The 22,913-nt window shown below is 45.2% G+C and carries 22 protein-coding genes and 1 other annotated feature; of the genes, 20 read left to right on the forward strand and 2 right to left on the reverse strand.

Annotated elements, in window-relative coordinates:
- Positions 1-81 precede the first annotated feature (81 nt).
- Positions 82-306 (forward strand) — a binding site (T-box leader).
- 78 nt (positions 307-384) lie between these two features.
- The 6 genes from AU377_RS09840 to trpA are packed head-to-tail and all read left to right on the forward strand — an operon-like array spanning position 385 to position 6,203.
- The gene (locus AU377_RS09840; protein WP_368664427.1) at positions 385-1,752 is read left to right on the forward strand and encodes an anthranilate synthase component I family protein; all 1,368 of its coding nucleotides are present in this window, start codon (positions 385-387) and stop codon (positions 1,750-1,752) included.
- Positions 1,753-1,778: 26 nt separating this feature from the next.
- Positions 1,779-2,810: an anthranilate phosphoribosyltransferase gene (gene trpD / locus AU377_RS09845; RefSeq protein WP_067407490.1), complete on the forward strand. Its 1,032-nt coding sequence runs from the start codon at positions 1,779-1,781 to the stop codon at positions 2,808-2,810.
- A complete protein-coding gene (gene trpC / locus AU377_RS09850) occupies positions 2,807-3,592 on the forward strand; it encodes an indole-3-glycerol phosphate synthase TrpC (RefSeq protein ID WP_067407492.1) in 786 nt (261 codons plus the stop codon). Before trpD ends, trpC begins: the two co-directional genes overlap by 4 nt.
- Entirely contained in the window at positions 3,589-4,203 is a 615-nt protein-coding gene (locus tag AU377_RS09855) for a phosphoribosylanthranilate isomerase (protein ID WP_067407493.1), read from the forward strand. Before trpC ends, AU377_RS09855 begins: the two co-directional genes overlap by 4 nt.
- Positions 4,204-4,206: 3 nt before the next feature.
- Positions 4,207-5,418, forward strand: a complete 1,212-nt coding sequence (gene trpB / locus AU377_RS09860) for a tryptophan synthase subunit beta (RefSeq protein ID WP_067407495.1) — start codon at positions 4,207-4,209, stop codon at positions 5,416-5,418.
- Positions 5,415-6,203: a tryptophan synthase subunit alpha gene (trpA, locus tag AU377_RS09865; protein WP_067407497.1), complete on the forward strand. Its 789-nt coding sequence runs from the start codon at positions 5,415-5,417 to the stop codon at positions 6,201-6,203. Before trpB ends, trpA begins: the two co-directional genes overlap by 4 nt.
- Positions 6,204-6,295: 92 nt before the next feature.
- Here trpA and AU377_RS09870 read toward each other — a convergent pair whose 3' ends face one another.
- A complete protein-coding gene (locus tag AU377_RS09870) occupies positions 6,296-7,117 on the reverse strand; it encodes an aminoglycoside N(3)-acetyltransferase (protein WP_067407499.1) in 822 nt (273 codons plus the stop codon).
- Positions 7,118-7,230: 113 nt separating this feature from the next.
- On the opposite strand from AU377_RS09870, the gene AU377_RS09875 reads away from it, so the two are divergent.
- The 8 genes from AU377_RS09875 to AU377_RS09910 all read left to right on the forward strand — a co-directional run bounded on the left by AU377_RS09875 (position 7,231) and on the right by AU377_RS09910 (position 15,967).
- Positions 7,231-8,208 carry a DUF4003 family protein gene (locus AU377_RS09875; protein WP_067407501.1) on the forward strand — a complete coding sequence of 326 codons (978 nt, stop codon included), beginning with the start codon at positions 7,231-7,233 and terminating at the stop codon, positions 8,206-8,208.
- A gap of 178 nt (positions 8,209-8,386) precedes the next feature.
- Positions 8,387-9,412, forward strand: coding sequence for an ABC transporter ATP-binding protein (locus AU377_RS09880; protein ID WP_067407503.1), 1,026 nt, complete (start codon positions 8,387-8,389; stop codon positions 9,410-9,412).
- Complete coding sequence (locus AU377_RS09885; protein ID WP_067407505.1) at positions 9,393-10,319, forward strand: ABC transporter ATP-binding protein; 927 nt, start codon at positions 9,393-9,395, stop codon at positions 10,317-10,319. Before AU377_RS09880 ends, AU377_RS09885 begins: the two co-directional genes overlap by 20 nt.
- Positions 10,320-10,336: 17 nt before the next feature.
- The gene (gene opp4B, locus AU377_RS09890) at positions 10,337-11,305 is read left to right on the forward strand and encodes an oligopeptide ABC transporter permease (protein WP_067407508.1); all 969 of its coding nucleotides are present in this window, start codon (positions 10,337-10,339) and stop codon (positions 11,303-11,305) included.
- 10 nt (positions 11,306-11,315) lie between these two features.
- The gene (locus AU377_RS09895; RefSeq protein ID WP_067407510.1) at positions 11,316-12,215 is read left to right on the forward strand and encodes an ABC transporter permease; all 900 of its coding nucleotides are present in this window, start codon (positions 11,316-11,318) and stop codon (positions 12,213-12,215) included.
- Positions 12,216-12,230: 15 nt separating this feature from the next.
- Complete coding sequence (gene opp4A, locus AU377_RS09900; protein WP_067407512.1) at positions 12,231-13,967, forward strand: oligopeptide ABC transporter substrate-binding protein; 1,737 nt, start codon at positions 12,231-12,233, stop codon at positions 13,965-13,967.
- A 124-nt stretch (positions 13,968-14,091) separates the two neighbouring features.
- Complete coding sequence (locus AU377_RS09905) at positions 14,092-15,015, forward strand: LD-carboxypeptidase (protein ID WP_067407514.1); 924 nt, start codon at positions 14,092-14,094, stop codon at positions 15,013-15,015.
- Positions 15,016-15,040: 25 nt separating this feature from the next.
- Positions 15,041-15,967 carry a dipeptidase gene (locus tag AU377_RS09910; protein ID WP_067407516.1) on the forward strand — a complete coding sequence of 309 codons (927 nt, stop codon included), beginning with the start codon at positions 15,041-15,043 and terminating at the stop codon, positions 15,965-15,967.
- Here the strand turns inward: AU377_RS09910 and AU377_RS09915 are convergent.
- Positions 15,952-16,329, reverse strand: a complete 378-nt coding sequence (locus AU377_RS09915) for a DUF3899 domain-containing protein (protein WP_067407518.1) — start codon at positions 16,327-16,329, stop codon at positions 15,952-15,954. The two genes, AU377_RS09910 and AU377_RS09915, sit on opposite strands and share 16 nt — an antisense overlap.
- A 119-nt stretch (positions 16,330-16,448) precedes the next feature.
- Between AU377_RS09915 and AU377_RS09920 the strand changes: the two genes are divergently transcribed.
- From AU377_RS09920 to AU377_RS09945, 6 genes are all read left to right on the forward strand, one after another.
- Positions 16,449-18,101, forward strand: a complete 1,653-nt coding sequence (locus AU377_RS09920) for a peptide ABC transporter substrate-binding protein (protein ID WP_067407520.1) — start codon at positions 16,449-16,451, stop codon at positions 18,099-18,101.
- 112 nt (positions 18,102-18,213) lie between these two features.
- On the forward strand, positions 18,214-19,146 hold the full coding sequence (locus AU377_RS09925; protein WP_067407522.1) for an ABC transporter permease: 933 nt from the start codon (positions 18,214-18,216) through the stop codon (positions 19,144-19,146).
- The gene (opp3C, locus tag AU377_RS09930; protein ID WP_067407524.1) at positions 19,143-20,192 is read left to right on the forward strand and encodes an oligopeptide ABC transporter permease; all 1,050 of its coding nucleotides are present in this window, start codon (positions 19,143-19,145) and stop codon (positions 20,190-20,192) included. The genes AU377_RS09925 and opp3C overlap by 4 nt, the downstream gene beginning before the upstream one ends.
- A 12-nt stretch (positions 20,193-20,204) precedes the next feature.
- Positions 20,205-21,227, forward strand: a complete 1,023-nt coding sequence (locus tag AU377_RS09935) for an ABC transporter ATP-binding protein (RefSeq protein ID WP_067407526.1) — start codon at positions 20,205-20,207, stop codon at positions 21,225-21,227.
- The gene (locus AU377_RS09940) at positions 21,224-22,240 is read left to right on the forward strand and encodes an ABC transporter ATP-binding protein (RefSeq protein WP_067407528.1); all 1,017 of its coding nucleotides are present in this window, start codon (positions 21,224-21,226) and stop codon (positions 22,238-22,240) included. Before AU377_RS09935 ends, AU377_RS09940 begins: the two co-directional genes overlap by 4 nt.
- 109 nt (positions 22,241-22,349) lie before the next feature.
- The gene (locus tag AU377_RS09945) at positions 22,350-22,829 is read left to right on the forward strand and encodes an acyl-CoA thioesterase (protein ID WP_067407530.1); all 480 of its coding nucleotides are present in this window, start codon (positions 22,350-22,352) and stop codon (positions 22,827-22,829) included.
- Positions 22,830-22,913 lie beyond the last annotated feature (84 nt).

The raw sequence follows: 22,913 nt of genomic DNA on the forward strand, positions 1-22,913 counted from the left end.
TTTCGTTCGGAGATGGGCAGAAGATATCGGAGAGCCGATATCGCCCGAGAACAGATGAGTTGAGCAGAGAAGAGCATAGCTGAGAAATTATTGAATAAGAAAAGTAGCATAGGATGCGCGTTTTTTAGAGAGTCAGTGGCGGGTGAAAACTGACACGCGGCCGATGTGAATGGACTTATGAGAGCTGCCTTTCAGTAGGAAGGTGGACGTATCCCTCGTTACGGGAAGTGCTTTTTTAAGCACGCCAAGTGGAAGCCATAATTGCTTCAAACAGAGGTGGCAACGCGGTAAATAATCGCCCTCTGCAAACGGATTTTCCTGTCCGTTTGCAGAGGGCTTTTTGATTTCTAATAAAAAACGTTGACGAGATGAGGAGAGATGAGTATGAAGACAGAACAGACGAGTTTACGAACAACAATGAAAACATTCAATGGCGACGCATTGACGCCAATTTTAATATTTAAGCGCCTACAAGGGAAACGGAAGTTTTTATTGGAGAGTTCCTCAAAGCATGAAGGATCCGGGCGGTATTCATTCATCGGGATGGACCCATTAAAATGCTACCGCGGTCGGGACGGAAAGATTGAAGAGCTGATTTATGCAAACGGTAAAACGTATGTACACGAAGGCGACCTATTCATCTTGTTGAAACGCTTAATGCCACGGGTAACCGACCATAAAGACTTTCCATTTACAGGCGGGGCGGTTGGTTATATCGGCTACGGCGTTGGGAAAGAAACGAAACATGCACAAACGCTCGGCCTGCCGGATGTGAACTTTAATATTTACGAAACGATAATCGTTTTTGATCATGTGGAAAACGAAGTGACACTTCTTCATACGGAAATTAATCCTGAGAAAGGGACACCTGATTTGGATCGGCTGGCCGACGCTATTTTACACGGCGCGGAGCAACAAGATACGTCGTTTGAGATCTCGGACTATACTTGTTCCCTGACGCAAGAACAATTTGAAGAAACTGTTCGAGAGGCGAAGCGATCCATCGCGGATGGTGTTGTCGATCAAGTCGTGCTATCCAGAAAACTTGTCGCGGACTTTCAAGGGGATCCATTTGCGGTGTACCGGAAATTGCGTAAGCGCAATCCGTCCCCCTATATGTATTACATGGAGTTTGACGATCACACAGTTGTCGGCACATCGCCAGAAAGTCTCGTGCGCGTAACGAACGGCAAAGTTATGACCAATCCGATTGCAGGGACGCGCCGCCGCGGTGCAACGATGGCGGAGGACCAAGCGCTTGAAAAAGAGTTATTAGCGGATCCAAAGGAGCTTTCAGAGCATGAAATGCTTGTCGAACTCGGCAGAAACGATATGGAAAAGGTCTGTACGCCAGATTCTATTCAAGTGACGCAACATATGGAAGTCATACGCTATGAACATGTTATGCATCTTGTGTCGGAGCTGGAAGGAACTTTATCGCCGGTGTTGCACCCATTAGATGCAGTGACTGCCTGCATTCCAGCGGGAACTGTAACGGGTACCCCAAAATCTGTCGCAATGGATCTCATCGATGAGTTAGAACAGGAGCACCGCGGCATTTACGGCGGCGCGATCGGCTATATCGGCTTTAATGGCAATACCGATTTTGCCCTAACGATTCGAACGATGCTTGTGAAAGATCATAAAGCATACGTCCAGGCAGGCGCCGGCATTGTTTCGGGTTCCGATCCGACGAGTGAATATGATGAAACGGTCAATAAGGCCCGTTCCTTATTAGAAGTTGTCCAGTGAAAGACGAAAAGCGGAGGAGAGTTGAGATGAGAAAGTTTATCGAGAAAGTAGAGAACAACGAGCATTTATTATTCGACGAAATGGAAACGGTATCCAAAGATCTTTTTAATGAACAAACGGAAAGTGGTCACATTGCCGATTTTCTCGTCGCTTTGTCAAAAAAAGGGGAAACGGCACATGAAGTGGCGGCACTTGCCTCTGTCATGAAGTCGTACGCTGTTCCGATGAATGCACCAAAAGGTGTTTACATGGACAATTGTGGTACCGGCGGTGATGGGGTCAACACGTTCAATATTAGTACAACGACGGCATTCGTCCTTGCTGGCGCGGGCGTTTCCATTGCGAAGCACGGCAACCGGAAAGTTTCGAGCGCTGCGGGAAGTTCGGATGTGTTGGAGGAGCTTGGCATTCCGCTAGATTACAGTCCGGAAGAGGCTTTGGATCTTTTAGGAAGAGAAGGGATTGCCTTCTTGTTTGCGCCGAGCGTGCATCCAAGGTTAAAAAGAATCGGTGTCATTCGCAAGCAAATCGGCAAGCCCACCATCTTTAATCTCGTAGGTCCGTTGACGAATCCAGTTCCATTGAACTCACAGTTTACGGGCATTAACCGTCCAGATTTTATCATGGAATACGCGGCAGTTTTACGGATGCTTGGGCGCAAACGTGCCATTGTCGTATCTGGCGCCGGCGGGATGGATGAAGCATCGTTAGCGGGGCAAAATTCTTTCGTACTGTTGGATAAAGGCGATTTGATCCCGTTTGCGTTGACAGCAGAAGATGTCGGTCTAGACTATGCGCCGCTCAGTGCCATTCGGGGAGGAAGTGTGAAGGAAAATGCCGTTATTTTAAAAGCGATCCTTCGGGGGCAGCGTGGTCCGCATTTCGATACGGTTGTATTTAATGCGGGAATTGGACTTTTTGCGAGTGGGCATGCCGTGACGATCCAAGAAGGTGTAGAAATGGCGAAGGACAGTATTTTATCGGGCAGAGCGATGCAAAAACTAGAAGCAGTTGTGGAAAGCGGTCAACAGATGAGACAGAAAGCGGTGGCGAAATGACGATATTGGATAAAATCTTACAAGAAAAGCGGCGTGAAGTAGAAAAAATGCTGCAAGAACAAATCGCAGTTCACGAGCAGTCTGCACGGCCTTCCTTATTCGATCGGCTCTATCAAACAGAGAAACTGCAAATTATTTCGGAAATTAAACGTGCTTCGCCTTCTAAAGGATTGATCAATGAAGGCGTCAACCCTGTGGAACAGGCACTGCAGTATGAACAGGCTGGTGCAGCATGTATTTCCGTATTAACAGACACACCGTTTTTTAAAGGTTCATTTGACGACTTAGCGGCAGTGGCGGACAATGTCCAGCTGCCGATTCTTTGCAAAGATTTTATCATTCATACGGTGCAAATTGATCGGGCAAAAAATGCGGGTGCTTCGGTCATTCTCCTTATTGTTGCGGCCCTCGGGGATGAAGAATTGGCGAAATTGTTTAGCTATGCAACGGCGCAAGGTCTTGAAGTGCTGGTTGAAGTCAACAGCGTGGAAGAACTGCAAAGAGCGCTTACAGTCGATGCCAAACTGATCGGCGTCAACAACCGTGACTTAAGAACGTTTGACGTTGACTTGAAGAAAACAGCGCAAATTGCTGCGCGTTTCCCGTTTGATGAACAGCGAGTCCTCATTAGCGAAAGCGGCATTTGGGAAGAGGAAGATGCATTGTTCGTTGCAGAGAAAGGGGCAAGTGCTGCCCTTGTAGGGGAGTCACTCATGCGGAGCGGCAATGTGAAAAAGGCGATTCAATGTTTGCAAGTGAAGACAGCGGAGGCAATCCAATGACAAAAGTGAAAATTTGCGGGTTGATGGAAAAGCAGCATGTGAAGGCGGCCGTTGATGCGGGAGCGGATGCGATCGGGTTTGTGTTTGCTCCGAGTAAACGCCGCGTAACCGTAGAACAGGCGAGGGAATTGGCGAAGGAAATTCCGCCGCATGTGTTGAAAATCGGTGTCGTTGTCGATGCCTCTCGGGAAGAACTTGAGACGTACTACCGGGAAGTGCCGCTTGATTATATTCAATACCATGGCGATGAAGCGCCAGGGTTGATTGAACAATTAGGGTTTCCATCGATTAAGGCATTATCTATACGGAGTGAGGAGGATGTCATTCGTGCTGCACAGTACGAAACGGATTTCTTTTTATTCGATGCGCCGGGAACGGATTATAAAGGCGGCAGCGGAAACACGTTTGACTGGAGCCTGATGGAAGCATCTGGTATTGGCGGGGACCGCATCATTTTAGCGGGCGGACTTAATGCAGCGAATGTGAAAGAAGCCATTGCCCGCGTGAAGCCTTATATGGTCGACGTGTCGAGCGGTGTGGAAAGCAACGGGAAAAAAGACGAGCAATTGATCCGTACGTTTTTACATACGGTTAAAGATGGGGAGAGATGAGCGATGGTGAATAAATTGAAGCAAGCAGAAGAGACGAGAGCGGGTCGTTACGGGCGGTTCGGCGGTCAGTTTGTGCCGGAAACGTTAATGACGGCGCTACAAGAGTTGGAAGCGGCGTATGAAGAAGCTTCAAACGATCCTGCATTTCAGGAAGAAGTTCAATATTATTTGAAGGATTTTGTTGGAAGAGAGAATCCGCTTTATTTCGCAGAACGTCTTACGAAAGCAGTAGGCGGCGCGAAAATCTATTTGAAGCGGGAAGATTTGAACCATACAGGCGCTCATAAAATTAACAATACAATCGGCCAGGCATTGCTCGCTGTCCGAATGGGGAAAAAGAAAATAGTCGCAGAAACAGGTGCGGGTCAGCATGGGGTCGCAACCGCAACAGTTTGTGCATTGTTCGGGCTTGAGTGTGTCGTGTTTATGGGGGCAGAAGATGTACGCAGACAAGAGTTGAACGTTTTCCGGATGGAATTGCTCGGTGCGAAAGTTGTAGCAGTCGAAAAAGGATCCGGGACATTGAAAGACGCGGTCAATGAAGCGCTTCGTCACTGGGTGACAAATGTTGAAGATACGCATTATATTTTGGGGTCTGCACTTGGACCACATCCGTTTCCCAAAATTGTACGTGATTTTCAGCGCATCATTGGTGTAGAAACACGTGCGCAAATTCTTGAAAAAGAAGGGCGTTTGCCAGAAGCGATCGTTGCTTGTGTCGGTGGTGGAAGCAATGCGATTGGGATGTTCCACCCGTTTGTCGAGGATGAGGAGGTTGCGTTGCACGGTGTAGAAGCGGCGGGGAGCGGCATTGCGACAGGACTGCATGCGGCGGCAGTGACAGGCGGCAGAGAAGGTGTTTTACACGGTGCCTATATGTATTTACTGCAAGATGAAGATGGGTTGATCCAAGAAGCACATTCGATTTCGGCAGGACTCGATTATCCGGCGATCGGGCCGGAACATTGCCATTTGCATGACATTGGGAGGGCAACGTATTCGTCCGTGACAGATGCCGAAGCATTGGAAGGTTTGCAGTTATTGTCCAAAACAGAAGGCATTATTCCGGCATTGGAAAGTTCGCACGCCGTTCACTATGCGGCTGGACTTGCTAGGCGCATGCGGGAAGATGAAATTGTCGTCATTTGCTTATCCGGGCGGGGCGATAAAGACGTGCAAACGGTGCGGGATGCGCTTGGGGGTGGGTTGAAATGACAAAAAAACGACTAACAACTGTGATTGAGGCAGTCGTACAACAAGGTGAAAAAGCTTTTGTACCGTATATTATGGCTGGAGATGGTGGGCTTGAAAAGTTGAGGGAAACCATTTTATTCTTGCAGGAGATTGGCGTCACGGCGATTGAAGTGGGCATTCCTTTCTCTGACCCAGTGGCGGATGGAACGGTTATTCAGACGGCGGGTGAACGGGCATTAGCAAAAGGCGTCACGTTGCGGAAAGTGATGGACGAACTAGCGGCGATGCGTGAAGAGGTTCAAATTCCAATCGTCATCATGACGTATTTAAATCCAGTTTTACAATATGACCTTTCAGATTTTGTGAAAGATTGTCAGACGAGCGGCGTTAGCGGACTCATCGTGCCGGACTTGCCGCTTGAAGAAAGTGCATTATTACAGCGGGAATTGGAAGGTTCAGACACTGCACTCATTCAACTTGTGTCGCTGACAAGTCCAGAAGAGCGGATCGAGAAGATCACCGCGGCAGGCGAAGGATTTATTTACGCGGTCACGGTCAATGGCATTACAGGTGTCCGGGACGGTTTTGAAACGGATCTGGCGGCACATTTTAAAAAGCTTCAAGCTATCAGCCCAATCCCAGTCCTCGCAGGATTTGGCATTTCAACACCGGAGCAAGTGCGTGAAATGGGGGAACTGGCAGATGGTGTCATCGTCGGAAGTGCAATTGTTGACGCACTTCATCGGGAGGATTTGGAGACGGTGAAATCACTTGTGCAAGCAGCTAAAAAGGAAATACATCAATAAGGCTAGTGAGTTCACTTGAACAATTGATATAATTAAAAGAGGTACGAAATATAATGGTTTCGCACCTCTTTTTTTCACGCTTTTCACACTGATTAAGCATCCTTTTTCCTATGCTCTGTAAACCAATTTGTCCCAAATTCAATGAGTGGTTTCATGGGTAGTATTTTGCATTTCGCATGTCCCAATTTGGCGTTTATCGCAGCCTCGGGGTATTGTTTTTCAAATGCCTCACCTACTAAAGGGAAAAGATCTGAATCTAGCTCAGCCATGTCATATGTTTGCCAAATTCTTTCGCCGTTTTGTATAATGGCTGCACCTTGTGGGCAAGTTTTGAGTCTGGGTGCTAAATACTCGGATAGGTGAAGGGCTGTGCATGAATCATAGCCAACACCGATGAGCATGATTTTGAGCTCACTATTTACCATTTTTCCGAGGGGTGAGCCCAGTCCGAAAGAATCTTCGAGCGGGTGTTCCCTCATCCACTCCGCTGCATGTTTACCCCAAGCGATAAAAGAGTTGGATGGGTGCGAACTTCGGATGACCGCTGGGTGGCGGTGAAAGCATTCTGCGATTTTCCCCATGCCATATAAATGGGTTAAGTGCGGATCGAAAGCGGGTATAGATTGGCGAATCGTTTCATGCCACAATTCTGGGACCGGTGGCATCATCCAATAAGATGGATCAGAATTATCGGTCGACTGAGCGGGCATGACGATTGTACCCGCTGGCGTGATGGTTTCCATGAATGCCTCCACGACTGCTTGCGCACCGCCAGCAATCCATCCCATTGATTTTAAGGAAGAATGTACAATGAGATTATCCCCTGGCCGAATGCCAAGCTTTTGCAGTTGTGCAATTAAAGTGGATTTTGTTTGGATTGAAGGTGTTTGTTGGATTGTCTCTAATTCAGACATTGGTTTTCCTCCGTTCTTTATACATACAAAAATCATAGCAAGAATTGAAAGTTTCGCCAACTCCGAAACTTTTTTACTATTCAAACGTACAACTAGAAAAGGAGTTGTTGTCCGTGGGTGCAAAAGGTTTTCGACAGGAAGTGGAAATGACATACGACAAAGTGAAGTCATTAGCGGGCTGGACTGTCGATAAAAATGTTGTATTGACAGTTGCTTCGTATTACGCAACTTCTGAGCGTGAATTTGAGGCGGTTCGTTTAAATCAGGCGATGGATGCATTAAAGCAAAAATCCGGCTGGTTTTCCCCCATCCGAGGAAGCTTACTACCGGTCATTGCTGCTTTTATCGATCGACCTGGAACATCGATAGACGATGAAGTAAAGCGTTTATTTGAAAAACAGCAAGTATTGAGGAGCGTTGGGTTTCGAAACACCATTTATGCTTATTTGGCGGCCCTATTGTTAACAGACGATGCGGCGCTTTATCAACAAGAAGCACATAAAGCGAAAAAGCTTTATGATGCAATGAAAAAACAGCATTATTTTTTAACTTCTTATGAAGATTATGCGTATGCAGTCCTACTGAGTAAAAAGGGAGAAGACCCTACTGAGCATGCGAAATCGATGCGTAAGTATTACGATGCACTGCGTGCACAAAAGTTTCGATCGGGTAATGAGTTGCAGTGGTTATCACAAGTTTTAACGTATCTTAATATTTCTTTTGATGAACAGCTGGTGACAAGGACGGTCGTATTGCGGGAGTATTTCCAAAAGGTAGCGAAAGTTCGTCCGATTCATTATCCAATGATCGGCTTTTTAACAGTTTTTGAATTTGATGAGCAACAATTGCATGCGATTGTTGAATTAACGCAGGAGCTAGAACAATCAAAATTACTTAAATGGAATCGGGAGATGGCACTGTCCATTGCAATGGGGTGTCGCCTAAAGGAATATGCCGATAATGCCGATGCGACAAGCGTCAGTCTTGCTACTTCGGTGGAACTAATCTTGCAGGCGCAGCAGGCTGTTATTGCTGCAACGGTTGCAGCAATGGCTGCCTCATCCGCCGCATCATCTTCATCCTCCAATTAAGAATGCCAGACATAGACGCAATTCGTGGTCTTTCGCGAATTGTGGCTGTGGCTGGTATTTTTTTCTTAAGTGCAGTTTCAAGTTTCTAAGTGCGCTTCCAATTCTGCACAAAAATTTCCCTACCCCACTTCTAAACCTCATTTCCAATGGAAAAGCTTATTCTTAGGAGGCGTTTCCATTGAACAACAACTTATTAGACATTCAAAACCTCCGGACTTCATTTCACATCAAAGGCAAAGCGTATGCTGCTGTAGATGGCGTATCTTTCACTATCCAAGAAAATGAAATCGTCGCGATTGTCGGAGAGTCCGGCTGCGGGAAAAGTGCGCTTGCGCTTTCTATTATGGGACTTCATCCAACAAAAACGACTACTTTGGAGGGGCAAGTGGCATTTAAAGGAGAAAACTTGCTGACGATACCACAAGCTCGTTTCGATCAAATAAGAGGCAAAGAAATTGGCATGATCTTTCAAGATCCGATGACGGCACTGAACCCGCTGCACCCGGTTGGGCGGCAAATTGAAGAGTCGATGGGTCAGCATCTCGCGCTCGCAAAAGAAGAACGGCGAAACCGAACGCTTGAGTTGCTGAAACAGGTTGGTATCCAAAACGAACAGCGTGTGTACAAGCAATATCCACATGAGCTTTCGGGCGGGATGCGGCAACGTGTCGTCATTGCAATCGCTCTCGCCTGTGATCCTGTTTTACTTGTTGCGGATGAACCGACAACTGCATTAGACGTGACGATTCAAGCGCAAATTAGCGACTTATTGAAGGAGTTGCAAAATCGGACAAAACTGTCGATTTTACTAATCACCCATGATCTTGGCGTCGTATCTGAATTGGCGGATCGTGTCATTGTCATGTATGCAGGGGAAATCGTTGAGATGGCCGAAGTGGCTACGCTTTTCCACTATCCGTTGCATCCCTATACGCGCTCATTATTAAAATCGCTCCCGGGTCAACAAAGTACAAAAACAGCATTGCACGTTATTGAAGGGATTGTGCCCTCGATTCAAAAACTTGATCGAAGCGGCTGCCGCTTTGCACCACGCATTAGGTGGATTCCCGAACAAGCGCATGAAAATGACCCGCAATTACACGAAGTGGCGCCGGGTCATTTCGTTCGCTGCACCTGCTACGAATCTTTCCACTTTCCTGACGACCACATTGGAGATGACAACAATGCCATTACTGGAAATTAAAAACTTACACGTTCACTATCCCATTCGCGGCGGGTTTTTTAGGCGAATTGTTGACACTGTTCAAGCAGTTGATGGCATTAGTTTTACGCTGAAACGCGGCGAGACGTATGGACTCGTTGGCGAATCGGGTTGTGGGAAATCGTCAGCTGGACGTGCCATTATTGGTCTGAATCGTGTAACAAGTGGAAAGGTTTTATTTGAAGGGATAGACATTGCTCAATTACGCGGGCAAGCGCGCAGCAACCATCGAAAGGAAATTCAAATGATTTTCCAAGATCCATATTCTTCCTTGAATGCACAGAAAACGGTGCACTCGATCATCGCAGAACCGCTTAGAAATTTTGAACGACTATCGTCGAAAGAAGAATTGCGACGTGTTCAAACATTACTCGATCGTGTTGGATTAAGTCCTGAGTCGATTCATAAATTCCCGCATCAGTTTTCAGGTGGACAGCGGCAAAGAATCGGCATTGCGCGGGCACTTGCATTAAATCCAAAGCTCATTATTGCGGATGAACCCGTGTCGGCACTCGATGTATCCGTTCAGGCGCAAGTGTTAAACTTCATGCAAGACATTCAAAAAGAATTCAATTTAACGTATCTATTCATTTCCCATGATTTGGGTGTGATCCGTCACTTCTGCGATCGGATCGGCATTATGTACAAAGGGCGTTTTGTAGAAGAAGGAACCGTTGAAGAGATTTACAATAACCCGCAGCACATGTATACGAAAAGGTTACTGGCGGCAATTCCTGAAATGGATCCGGTGAAAAGGGCGGAAAAAGCAAAGCAGCGTCGATGGATTCAGGCACAATATGAAGAAACGTTCGATCGATTTTTGGATCCAGACGGGAAAGCGCTCGAACTCAAGAAAATTACAGACACGCATTCCGCGGCGGTTCAGTAAGGAGGCCATGACGTGCGATGCTTACTTTTATAGTCAGAAGAACATTGATCATGATCCCGCAGCTCGTTCTTCTCAGCCTTATTATTTTTATGCTGGCGAAAGCAATGCCGGGTGATGCGGTGACAGGCGCTGCCATGAGTAGTCCGGATATGACGGAAGCGCAAATAGAAAAAATCCGAGAAAAACATGGGTTGAACGATCCGTGGTTTGTGCAATATGGGCATTGGATGAAACGGGCACTAAAAGGCGATCTCGGCATGTCTTATGTCCATAAGCAGCCCGTTAAAAAGTTGCTCGCCGGGCGGATCGAAAATACCGTTCTGCTGGCATTTTTTACGTTATTGGTGACGTATGCAATCGCGATTCCGCTTGGTTTGATAGCCGGCAGATGGAATGATACGTGGGTGGATAAGCTCATCGTTGGCTATAACTATGTGTCATTTGCAACGCCATTTTTCGTATTTGCACTTTTAATGCTTTTTGTATTTAGCTTTGTACTAGGGTGGTTTCCGACCGGCGGCAGTGTCGACATTCGGATGGAAGAAGGGTCATGGTCTTACGTTGTCGACAAAGCGAAGCATTTAGTTTTGCCGGTTTTGTCAGGCGCACTTTTGTTAACGTATGGCACAATTCAATATTTACGCAACGACATTATTGATACGAAAGTGAAAGATTTCGTCAGAACGGCGCGGGCGAAAGGGGTTCCGGAAGGTAAAGTATATTCGCGGCATATTTTACGCAACTCGCTACTGCCGATTGCGGCGTTTCTTGGCTATGAAATTACAGGACTCATAAGCGGTTCGATTTTCATTGAAATGATTTTTAGTTATCCCGGACTCGGGCAGTTGTTTATCCAGTCAATTAATGGCCGTGATTTCACCGTTGTGACGGCGCTTGTCATGCTATCAGGCACGGCGGTCGTTGTTGGGACGATGCTTTCGGACATTATATTAAGTATCGTGGACCCGCGTATTCGGATCGATTGAAAAGAGGTGTATGGTGTTGGCTGTACTTAAACAAAAGACTGTTCTAGAGCGGCACCATACATTGCCGCGTATGATTTGGAAGGAAGTAGGAAGTGATCGAATTGCCATAGGATCGCTCGTTGTATTAATCATTATTTTAGGCGCTGCTTATTTGGCACCGCTTTTCATTGATTACAGGACTTTAATGCGCATTGATTTAATGAAAATATACAATCCGCCATCCGCTTACCACTGGCTTGGAACAGATAATGGAGGCCGAGATGTGTTCGGTCAATTGCTGCTTGGAACGAGGAATTCTTTTACGATTGGTATTTGTGTCACAGTGCTTGCAGGCTTATACGGCTTAGCAGTTGGGTTAATTGCTGGCTATTACGGTGGAATTGTTGACAATATCATCATGCGTGTCATCGACTTTTTATTAGTGCTGCCATCGCTTATGATCATTATCGTCTTCGTTGTTGCGGTTCCAGAGTATACGGTTTTAACGTTTATTCTTTTGATGAGTGCGTTTGCGTGGTTTGGGAAGGCACGGTTAATCCGATCGAGAAGTCTTTCGGAACGGGAACTGGACTATATTCAAGCGTCGAAAACGCTGGGGACCCCAGGATGGAAAATCATGCTGACGGGGTTATTTCCGAATATCAGCTCGCTCGTCATTGTTAATATGACGCTGACGCTTGCAGGCAATATTGGACTTGAAACAGGTCTCACTTTTTTAGGCTTTGGCCTTCCAGCAGGTACACCGTCACTTGGCACGTTGATTGCGTACGCAAAAAATCCAGATGTTGTACAAAATAAATGGTGGGTTTGGCTGCCGGCAGCGCTGCTCATTTTACTTTTAATGCTTTGTATTAATTTCATTGGGCAAGCGGTGAAGCGGGCGACAGATGCTAGACAAAGAATGACGTGAAAGGGGCTTTGGATGATGTGGAAAACGATCTATATAGTAGGGATCATTCTTTTATTGGCTGCTTGTAAGCAGTCTGGCGATCCTGGGGAAGTTCAAGTGGCCAATTTCCCGTTATCCGTTTCGAATGAAGCGCCTGCTCTTGAAAATGGTGAATTGACGTACGGCCTAGTAGCGGATGAACCATTTGAAGGGACGTTAAATCGTGTGTTTTATTCTGGACAGCCGGATGCGGAAATTATGCAGTTTTTCGATGAAAGTTTGCTTGCTACCGATGAAGACGGTGTCATTTCCAATGACGGAGCAGCATCGTATCACTTATCCGAAGACAATAAAACAATCACGTTGAAGATTAAAGACGGCGTTACTTGGCATGACGGTGAACCTGTAAAAGCAAGTGACTTATTGTATACGTATGAACTGCTTGGCCATCCCGATTATACAGGCAGTCGGTATACATTCGTCGTGTCTAGCATTGTTGGTATGTCTGATTACCATGAAGGGAAAACAGACAAAATCGCAGGGATCAAAGTGTTCGATGATCGAACGATTTCGATCACCTTTGAACAGGCAACACCATCGATCTTGTCCGGTATTTGGACAGCTCCGACGCCAAGGCATTACGTTGGCGATGTAACAACGGATGAAATGACGATGGATGAGCTCGTTTCCTCCGAAAAAATCCGAACAGCGCCAATCGGCTTTGGACCATTCAAAGTTTCGAAAATTGTGCCAGGCGAGTCGGTTTTACTCGAACGAAACGAGCACTATTGGAGGGGAAGGCCTGCACTGCAGAGGATTGTTGTCAAAGTGGTTAGCACGGCATCGATTTTAAAAGCATTGGAAAAAGGCGAAGTCGACATTGCTTCGATTCCTGTTGATCAATATGACAATGCGCGTAAAGTTGATGAGATCGAAATTCTTGCAGATATTGATACATCGTACTCCTATATTGGTTTTAAACTTGGCAAATGGGATGCGAAGAAAAAAGAAAATGTCCTAAATCCGAATGCATTGCTTGCCAATAAGACTATTCGGCAAGCAATGTGGCATGCGATGGATAATGAATCGATCGGTAAAATGCTTTATAAGGGATTGCGTTTCCCCGCAACGACGTTAATCGTTCCCGTTTTTAAGACGTATCATGATGCTGGAAATGAAGGGAGGCCTTACGATCCTGAAAAAGCCCGCGCTCTTTTGGATCGGGCAGGTTATACCGATCGGGATGGGGATGGGTTTCGCGAAGATCCAGAAGGCAAGCCATTTGTATTAACGTTCGCTTCGATGGCGAGCGGGGAATCAGCCGACCTAATTGCACAATATTATATTCAAAACTGGGCGGATGTTGGCTTGAATGTCCAGTTGTTAGACGGCAGATTGCACGAGTTTCATTCTTTTTATGAACGGGTGCAAAAGGATGATCCTGCAATTGATTTATTTCAAGCGGCGTGGGGAACGGGTTCCGACCCGGATCCGGAAGGTTTATGGGGGCGATCTGCGGTTTTTAACTATACGCGCTATACAAGTGATAAGAATGATGAACTACTTAAAAAAGGAACTTCTGAAAAGGCATTTGATACGGATTACCGCGTGGCGGTTTACAACGAATGGCAGCGATTGATGGTAGATGAAGTGCCGGCAGCGCCTACTGTTTACCGATACGCTTTAATTGGTGTCAATCGACGTGTTGTTAATTATTCGATTGATGGTAATTCACCAAACAGATACGTGTGGCGATGGGGCGTTTCACAGTGAGAACCGGCATCTGCGTGTTAGATGTCGGTTTTTTAAACTGACATTGTAGTTTTAATAACTATTTGATAAAATTAAATAATTCGGTTATCTAAGCATTTTGAAAATAGTGACGAGGAGGGTTTACATGCTCATTAGGCCAAAACGTTTGAAAGTAGGAGACACAGTTGGCATTATTGCACCGGCGAGTCCTCCCAAAAAAGAAAACCTCGAAAAAGCATTGCATTTTTTAAATGAACTAGGCTTACAAGTGAAATTAGGCAAACACGTTTGGGATGTGAATGGCTATCTTGCGGGAACGGAAGCAGATCGGGTCGAAGATTTGCATGCGATGTTCAAGGACGAAGATATAAAAGGCGTCATTTGTACAAATGGCGGTTACGGTACGGGCAGATTCGCGGAAAAAATTGATTACCAATTGATCAAAGAAAACCCAAAAGTGTTTTGGGGATATAGTGATATTACCTATTTACATACAGCGTTTGGCAAATATGCCGATATCGTCACATTCCATGGACCCATGTTGTCTTCCGATATTGGAACGGATACATGCCATGATTTCTCCAAAAAGATGTTCCAACAATTGTTTACCCCGATGGAATTACATTATACAGAGCAAATTTCTCCGCTTGTGACTGTTTCCAAAGGACAAGCTGTCGGGCAGTTAGTAGGCGGCAACTTGTCGCTTCTCGTAAGTACACTTGGCACGAAATATGAAATTGACACAACGGGAAAACTATTGCTTATTGAAGATGTTGGCGAAGAGCCGTATCGGATTGACGGAATGTTAAACCAACTTCGCTTGGCGGGGAAATTAGCGGATGCGGCAGGATTTGTCATCGGTAATTTTGCAAAAGCAGAACCAAAAAAGAAAGACCAGTCGCTTACCTTAGATGAAGTATTGGCGCATTATTTGGGTAGTCTTGCGAAACCGGCAGTGAGTGGTTTCCAAATCGGCCATTGCCAGCCTCATTTTGCGGTTCCGCTTGGGGTAGAAGCGAAGCTGGATGCGGATGGTAAAACACTTACCATTTTACCGGGCGTCGAGTAAGGGAGAAAGAAGGGGAAATAGGGATATGAATATTATTGACTTGCATTGCGATGTGCTGCTTCATCTGTATGAATCAAAGGGAAAAATAAAGTTTAAAGATTCACCGGAACTGGACACAAGCTATGAAAAAATGAAAAAAGGCGGCATGAAAGTACAAGCCTTTGCGATTTTTATTTGGCCAGAGATGAAATCCGACAGTAAATTCCAATCGGCACTTGATCAAATTCATTATTTTTACACAGACGTACTCGCAAACAATCCAAAAATGAAGCTTATCAGGGACTGGAGCGATTTTGATACGCTAGCGGACGATGAAATTGGCGCACTTCTGACATTGGAAGGTGTTGATGCGATTGGCAATGATTTGCACAAGCTGTCAATTCTCCATCAATTAGGTGTCCGATCGATCGGGCTAACGTGGAATAACGCTAACTTGGCGGCGGACGGCGCAGGCGAACCAAGGGGTGCGGGACTTACTTCATTCGGAAAAGAAATTGTGCAGTTTAACAACAGGCACAAAATTTTAACCGATGTATCTCATTTAAGTGACCAAGCATTTTGGGATGTCATGGAGATTGCGGATTATCCAATTGCTAGTCACTCCAATGCGCGCGCGTTATGCAATCACCCGCGCAATGTGACGGATGACATGGCGAAAGCGATGTTTGCTAAAAATGGACTCATTCATGTTGTGTACAACCCACCATTTATCAAAAAGCAAGGAGATTCGACGATTGCAGACCTCATTGCCCATATCGATCATTTCTGTGCGCTTGGCGGGGAAAAACAAATCGGATTAGGCTCAGACTTTGACGGCATTTCATCCAAAATTATTGACTTGGAAGATGCATCTAAGCACCAAAATCTCATCAACGAGTTATTGAAGCGCTATCCAGAAGAGACCGTCAAAGGGTTTGCGTACCAAAACTTTTTAGATCATCGTCCGAAGTAAAAGTACAAAAGTGATGCAACAGTACTTAGTAAGAAATAGAAAGCACCCATGACAAAAAGCATTTTAACAAACGGAAATCGTTTGACGTAAAAATTCGGTTCATCGCTTCTCCCTTCTACATCGCGGATCGTTTGTTCATATTTGCTCATTGCAGCAAAAAAGCGTTTAGAACTGCGAATGAAGGCCGCAAAAAAACCTTCTTGGACAAGCAGAAAGATGCTACCGACGACTAAGAAAGTTAGTCCAATATAGAAAATAATGTCTAAAATTATGGCCAAAGAACTTGAAAAAAAGAAGACCGAAATAATAATGGATAGTACTGGTAATCCATTAAAGATGCTTACTAATCTGTTAGTTTTCATAATTGTGATACACCTCAATATATTGATTAAATAATATTTTCTGAAAGTTATTGCCATTCCAGATGGAAGCACTTACAATTATAAGGAATTCTTTAGAATAATCACAAGGGGGAAATGGGATGAAGAAAAAGACGTGGTTAGGATTCGTCATCTTAGTAATCTTTTCACTCATCGTATCGGGCTGTAACTTCAGTTCGTCAGATGGAAACAAAGATGACAAGAAAAAAGACGGGGGAACTGAAGGGGATGACAAAGTTGCACAGGTTCTGAATATCTATGCTTCTTCAGACATTCCAACATTAGATTCAACAAAAGCACATGATGCGGTTGCGTTTGACGTGTTGAACAACGTGAACGAAGGACTATTCCGTCAAGATGAAAATAACCAATCCGTGCCAGCACTTGCTGAAAATCATGAGAAAAACGAAGATGAAACGGTTCATACGTTTACACTTCGTGATGCAAAGTGGAGCAACGGTGAGCCTGTAACAGCGGCTGACTTCGAATATGCGTGGAAACGTGTCATGGAAGAAGCGGGTCCATACAACTACATGCTCGTCACTGCTGGTATTAAAAACGCTGAGGCGATCTTGAACGAGGAAATGGATGCTGGAGAGCTCGGTATTAAAGCGATTGATGAGAAAACAATTGAAGTAACACTTGAAGCTGCAAACCCATTATTTGAAACATTATTGGCATTCCCGACGTTTTTACCGCAAAACCAAAAATTTGTTGAAGAACAAGGTGACCAGTATGCGTTAGAAGCGGAAAACATTCTAGCGAACGGACCGTTTAAGCTTGTCAACTGGACGCAAGAGCAAAGCTGGAAAATGGTCAAAAACGAAGACTATTGGGATGCGGAAAATGTCAAGCTTGAGGAAGTTAACGTGTTCGTCGTTAAAGAGCCATCTGCAGGTGCGAACCTCTATGAAACTGGCAAAATTGACCGCGTCAAACTAACTTCTGCTTTGATCGATCAGTATGCGGACAATGAAGACTTTAGTATTGATAAAGAGTCAGGAATTGTATTTTTACGTTTTAACCATAACCATGAAGTATTAAAAAATGCTGAAATTCGCCGTGCAATTGGTATGGCGATCGACCGTAATGGGTTAACAGACGTTATTTTGAAAGACGGTTCTTCTCCACTTTACGGTGTCGTACCGGAAGCATTCTATTTCTCACCGGATCAGAAAGACTACCGTGAACTGAACGGCGACTTCAACAAAGGAACACCTGAAGAAGCGAAAGTAGTATGGGAAAAGGCATTAGCAGAAGTTGGACAAACAGAATTGACAGTATCCCTTAATATTGCAGATACAGATGAAATGAAAAAAGTAGCAGAGTTTTTACAAGCACAGTTGGAGGACAACCTGCCAGGCTTTAAGTTAGACATTAAAGCAGTGCCATTTGCACAGCGTCTAGAAATTGAAAAAGCAATTGAGTACGATCTTTCACTATCCACTTGGGGTCCTGACTATAGTGATCCAATGACATACTTGGATATGTGGATTAAAGGAAGCTCCGCAAACCGTATGGATTACCACAATCCGAAGTTGGACGAGCTTGTGCAAGAAGCACGCATTGAGACAGATCTAAGCAAACGTTATGAAATGCTGCTTGGCATTGAAAAAATCTTGTTGGAAGAAGACGCAGCAGTTGCACCACTTTACCAGCGTGGCTCTGCGATTCTACAGCGAGCTAAAATTAAAGATTTAATTAAACATCCAGCTGGCGCTGAGTTTGATTACAAATCGGCTTATATTGAATAATGAATAGAGAGCGAAGGCGTGCCCGACTTGCGCGCCTTTGCTTTTCTTCATCTTAGATTTATCAGGCATCATGTATACGCCACGGGTATTCGATTAAAATGGGGTGTTTAGTTTGAAACGTTACATAGCAAAGCGTATTGGCTTTATGATTATTACCCTATTTGTCATTGTGACGGCAACGTTCTTTTTGATGCAGTTTTTACCGGGCACGCCATTTACCAATCCGGAAAAATTGACAGAAAAGCAGCTTGCCCTCTTAAATGCTAAATATGGACTTGATCAACCAGCAGCTGTTCAATATCTTCGTTACATAGGGAATTTATTGCAAGGTGATTTTGGTTATTCATTCCAATACCAAGGCCGAACGGTTGTTAGTATGATTTCGGATCGAATTGGTCCGTCTGCATTAATCGGCTTACAGGCTTTAGTGTTCGGAACAATTGTTGGTTTGGCACTCGGTATTATTTCGGCACTTAGACATAATACGATTTTGGACTACGGTTCCGTTACGATTGCGGTGCTTGGGATGTCCATTCCATCCTTTGTATTCGCGGCATTGCTTCAATATATAGTGGGTGTAAAGTTCCAATTACTTCCTGTTGCGTTATGGGAAAGCTATGCAAGTACAATTTTACCATCTCTGGCTTTGTCGGTAACCGTCATTGCGACAGTTGCGCGATTCATTCGAAGTGAAATGCTGGAAGTGCTCGGACAAGATTATGTGACGACAGCACGGGCTAAGGGTTTGCGTGAGTCGGTCGTCATCGGCAAGCACGTTTTTCGAAATGCTTTAATACCGGTCGTGACGATGCTTGGTCCGCTTGCTGTGTCAATTATGACAGGGACGCTCGTCATTGAAAAAATCTTCGGTGTTCCAGGACTTGGTGAGCAGTTTACATTGTCTATTCTTGTGCTCGATTACAGCGTCATTATGGGGATTACATTGTTTTACAGCGCATTGTTTATTCTCGTCGTCTTTTTAGTAGATCTATTATATGGGCTCCTTGATCCTCGCATTGATTATAAACAGGGGGGACAGGCATGAATAAAGTGGAAACGAAGCCGGTTGTAAAACAATCGCCGGCCGAACAGCAGCATCCGGAAATTACGGCAGATTTATTCGTTCCTGCACCGTATGAAGAGAAAGAAGACGAAGCATTTGCCAAACCGGCGCTTTCTTTTTGGCAAGAAGCGATGCACCGTCTTTTCAAAAACAAGGGGGCGGTCATTTCGCTCGTCGTGCTCGTCCTCTTAATTGTTTTAGCTTTAGTCGGACCAATGCTCAATGAACATACGTACCGCAGCCAAAACTTAGCGCATTCCAATTTACCAGCAAAAATTAGCGGATTGGAATGGCTCGGGTTTGACGGGAAAAATGCGAAAGGCGTTGACGTTTACGAGCAGCGAGGCATTGAAACGAACTATTGGTTCGGAACCGATGAATTTGGCCGGGATTTATGGACAAGAGTTTGGAAAGGGACGCAAATTTCATTATTCATTGCCGTGGTGGCGGCTGCATTGGACTTAGTCATCGGGGTTGTTTACGGTGGGATTTCCTCTTTCTACGGCGGCCGTGTCGACAACGTCATGCAGCGGATTATTGAAATATTAATGGGCATTCCGAACTTGATCGTCATCATCTTGTTCATCTTAATTTTAGAGCCGGGCATTACATCGATTATTTTAGCGATGGTGCTCACTGGCTGGGTGGGGATGGCGCGGGTTGTGCGCGGTCAAATTTTACAGTTGAAAGGTCAGGAATTCGTTCTCGCCTCTCAAACGTTAGGTGCGTCTAATGCGCGTTTAATAGGGAAGCATTTATTGCCGAACGTTATGGGACCCATCATTGTCACGATTATGTTTACGATTCCGACGGCGATTTTCTTTGAGGCGTTCCTAAGCTTCATCGGATTAGGCTTGCAGGCACCGATGGCTTCACTTGGTGTGTTGATTGAAGACGGTTATAAGTCGATGCGTTCATTCGCTTATAAGCTGTTATTCCCAGCAGTTGTCATTAGCACGATTATGATTTGCTTTAATTTATTAGCAGATGGTCTGCGCGATGCGTTAGATCCAAAAATGAGAAAATAGGGGGTGGGTCAGATGAAAGAAGAAATTTTGTCCGTCGACAATTTGCATATTTCCTTCCAGACCCAATCCGGTGTGGTAAAGGCTGTCAGAGGCGTGAATTTCACGTTACATAAAGGAGAGACATTGGCAATCGTCGGTGAATCGGGATCGGGGAAATCGGTCACGTCGAAATCGATTATGCGCTTATTGCCAAGGCACAATACGATCATTCCGCAAGGCGAGATTGCGTATGAAGGAAGGGACTTGCTAAAGCTTTCTGTGAATGACATGCAGAAAGTACGCGGATCTGAAATTTCGATGGTATTCCAAGATCCGATGACATCGTTAAACCCAACGATGAAAATCGGAAAGCAAATTATGGAAGGCCTTAGTAAGCACCAAAAGCTGTCGAAAAGTGAAGCGAGGCAAAAGGCGTTAGAGATGCTCCGTCTTGTCGGGATTCCAAATCCAGAAGCGAGACTTGACGCTTATCCGCATCAGTTTTCCGGCGGTATGAGACAGCGTGTTGTCATTGCGATGGCGCTTGCGTGCAACCCGAAAGTGCTCATCGCGGATGAACCGACGACGGCACTTGACGTGACAATTCAAGCGCAAATCTTGCGTTTGATGAAAGAACTGCAAGAGAAAATGGATACAGCAATTGTGCTTATTACGCATGATTTAGGCGTTGTCGCTAACATGGCGGATCGCGTTGCGGTTATGTATGCGGGCGAAATTGTGGAACAAGGGACATTGGATGAAATCTTTTACAAACCGCAGCATCCGTACACGCTCGGTCTGCTCAGGTCCATGCCGAACTTGAATGCAAGCCGGTCAGAACCGCTTATTCCGATTCCAGGATCACCGCCTGATTTGGCAACGCTTGGAACGGGTTGTCCTTTTGCCGCACGTTGTCCGTATACGATGAAAGTTTGCCATGATTTCCATCCGGAAACGACCACGTTGAACGATAGCCATTCCGTGTCCTGCTGGCTGCAAGATCCAAGAACACCGGCAGATCATGTCCCGGAAACAGTTGGGAGTGCAAGAGAATGAACGAAAACTTAGTGGAAATAAAAGATTTAAAGAAGCATTTTAACATCAATAAACAGAGCACGCTAAAAGCCATCGACGGTATTAGCTTTTCGATTAAAAAAGGCGAAACACTTGGGCTTGTAGGGGAGTCAGGCTGCGGCAAATCAACTGTTGGGCGCACGATTACCCAAATTTATGAGCCGACAAGCGGTGAAGTCATTTTTGACCAAAAACCTGTTCATTCAAAAGAGTCGAAGGCTGAACGGAAACAGAAGAAACAAGATATGCAAATGATTTTCCAAGACCCTTATTCTTCGTTAAACCCGCGGATGACCGTTATGGAAATCATTTCAGAAGGCTTGTTGATTCATTCATCGGAACTATCAGTGGCAGAGCGAGAAAAGAAAGTGAATGAATTATTGGAACTCGTCGGTTTAAACAAGAAGCATGCCCAGCGCTATCCGCATGAATTCAGCGGCGGACAAAGACAGCGAATCGGTATCGCACGCGCCCTTGCGGTTGAACCCAAATTCATCGTCGCCGATGAACCAATTGCCGCGCTTGACGTATCGATTCAGGCGCAAATTGTTAACTTGCTTAAAAAGCTGCAGCAAGAAAAAGGATTGACGTATTTATTCATCGCCCATGATTTATCGATGGTAAAATACATTAGTGATCGCATTGCCGTTATGTATTTAGGGAAAATTGTAGAGTTGACGGACAGTGAAGAGCTGTACGAAAAGCCGCTGCATCCGTATTCAGAGGCTTTGCTGTCCGCTATTCCTTTACCGGATCCAGATTTAGAGCGTACAAGAAAGCAAATCGTTTTAAAAGGTGATGTCCCAAGCCCAATCGACATCCCAAGCGGCTGCCGCTTCCGCACCCGCTGTCCAAAAGCAATGGACGTCTGTTCTAAGCTGGAGCCCGAGTTTAAAGAAGCCGAAGCTGGCCATTACGTCGCTTGCCACCTGCACGATTCAACCGTTATGGCACGCAAGGACGCTACACCTATACATGCCGTAAAACTGTCCTAAACAATCAGGACAGTTTTTTGGTACCAAAAAAAGGTTTCTTGGCTCCCGATGCAGAATACGTCTAACTTGCAGTTCTTTTGGAAATAGGTGTAATGAAGGAGAGAGTGAAATGACAGAAAGTAAATCTATGAGCCAGTCACGTACAATCCAAACAAAATTGGTTTTGCCGCCGGATACGAATCATTTACAAACCATTTTTGGCGGGAAAGTACTTGCATATATCGATGAAATTGCAGCGATCACGGCAATGAAACATGCAAAATCGACAGTTGTGACGGCTTCAATCGACTCTGTTGATTTTGTATCATCTGCTCGTGTTGGAGATATGCTTGAACTAGAAGCAGTCGTTACTTCAACGGGACGCACATCGATGGAAGTGTTTGTATCTGTTCATTCTACGAACTTGTTAACAGGAGAGAAAAAGTTAACAACGGAGTCATTTTTAACGATGGTTGCAATGGGCGAGCATCACAAGCCGACCGCTGTGCCGAGCATTTATCCAGAAACAGATGCTGAAAAAAGTTTGTTTGAAACGGCACCTGCACGCCGGGAACATCGGAAATTGCGGAATGAGATGAAGCATTATTAAACGGTCAGTTGCAGACCTCTTAAAGGCTCAATATAGAAAAAAGGCGAAGGAAAAGTCTCATTCCTTCGCCTTTTTTTAGAGGCC

It is taken from the genome of Sporosarcina sp. HYO08, assembly GCF_001563475.1.
In the GTDB taxonomy this organism is placed as follows: Bacteria; Bacillota; Bacilli; order Bacillales_A; family Planococcaceae; genus Sporosarcina.

Bases quoted from the DNA above. Each gene is read 5' to 3' on its own strand.
- opp3C (WP_067407524.1), top strand. From the start codon at position 19,143: ATGAATAAAGTGGAAACGAAGCCGGTTGTAAAACAATCGCCGGCCGAA.
- trpD (WP_067407490.1), top strand. From the start codon at position 1,779: ATGAGAAAGTTTATCGAGAAAGTAGAGAACAACGAGCATTTATTATTC.
- AU377_RS09945 (WP_067407530.1), top strand. From the start codon at position 22,350: ATGACAGAAAGTAAATCTATGAGCCAGTCACGTACAATCCAAACAAAA.
- trpC (WP_067407492.1), top strand. From the start codon at position 2,807: ATGACGATATTGGATAAAATCTTACAAGAAAAGCGGCGTGAAGTAGAA.
- AU377_RS09870 (WP_067407499.1), bottom strand. From the start codon at position 7,117: ATGTCTGAATTAGAGACAATCCAACAAACACCTTCAATCCAAACAAAA.
- opp4A (WP_067407512.1), top strand. From the start codon at position 12,231: ATGTGGAAAACGATCTATATAGTAGGGATCATTCTTTTATTGGCTGCT.
- AU377_RS09915 (WP_067407518.1), bottom strand. From the start codon at position 16,329: ATGAAAACTAACAGATTAGTAAGCATCTTTAATGGATTACCAGTACTA.
- trpA (WP_067407497.1), top strand. From the start codon at position 5,415: ATGACAAAAAAACGACTAACAACTGTGATTGAGGCAGTCGTACAACAA.
- AU377_RS09920 (WP_067407520.1), top strand. From the start codon at position 16,449: ATGAAGAAAAAGACGTGGTTAGGATTCGTCATCTTAGTAATCTTTTCA.
- AU377_RS09885 (WP_067407505.1), top strand. From the start codon at position 9,393: ATGCCATTACTGGAAATTAAAAACTTACACGTTCACTATCCCATTCGC.
- AU377_RS09940 (WP_067407528.1), top strand. From the start codon at position 21,224: ATGAACGAAAACTTAGTGGAAATAAAAGATTTAAAGAAGCATTTTAAC.
- AU377_RS09905 (WP_067407514.1), top strand. From the start codon at position 14,092: ATGCTCATTAGGCCAAAACGTTTGAAAGTAGGAGACACAGTTGGCATT.
- AU377_RS09840 (WP_368664427.1), top strand. From the start codon at position 385: ATGAAGACAGAACAGACGAGTTTACGAACAACAATGAAAACATTCAAT.
- trpB (WP_067407495.1), top strand. From the start codon at position 4,207: ATGGTGAATAAATTGAAGCAAGCAGAAGAGACGAGAGCGGGTCGTTAC.
- AU377_RS09895 (WP_067407510.1), top strand. From the start codon at position 11,316: ATGGTGTTGGCTGTACTTAAACAAAAGACTGTTCTAGAGCGGCACCAT.
- AU377_RS09910 (WP_067407516.1), top strand. From the start codon at position 15,041: ATGAATATTATTGACTTGCATTGCGATGTGCTGCTTCATCTGTATGAA.
- AU377_RS09935 (WP_067407526.1), top strand. From the start codon at position 20,205: ATGAAAGAAGAAATTTTGTCCGTCGACAATTTGCATATTTCCTTCCAG.
- opp4B (WP_067407508.1), top strand. From the start codon at position 10,337: ATGCTTACTTTTATAGTCAGAAGAACATTGATCATGATCCCGCAGCTC.
- AU377_RS09855 (WP_067407493.1), top strand. From the start codon at position 3,589: ATGACAAAAGTGAAAATTTGCGGGTTGATGGAAAAGCAGCATGTGAAG.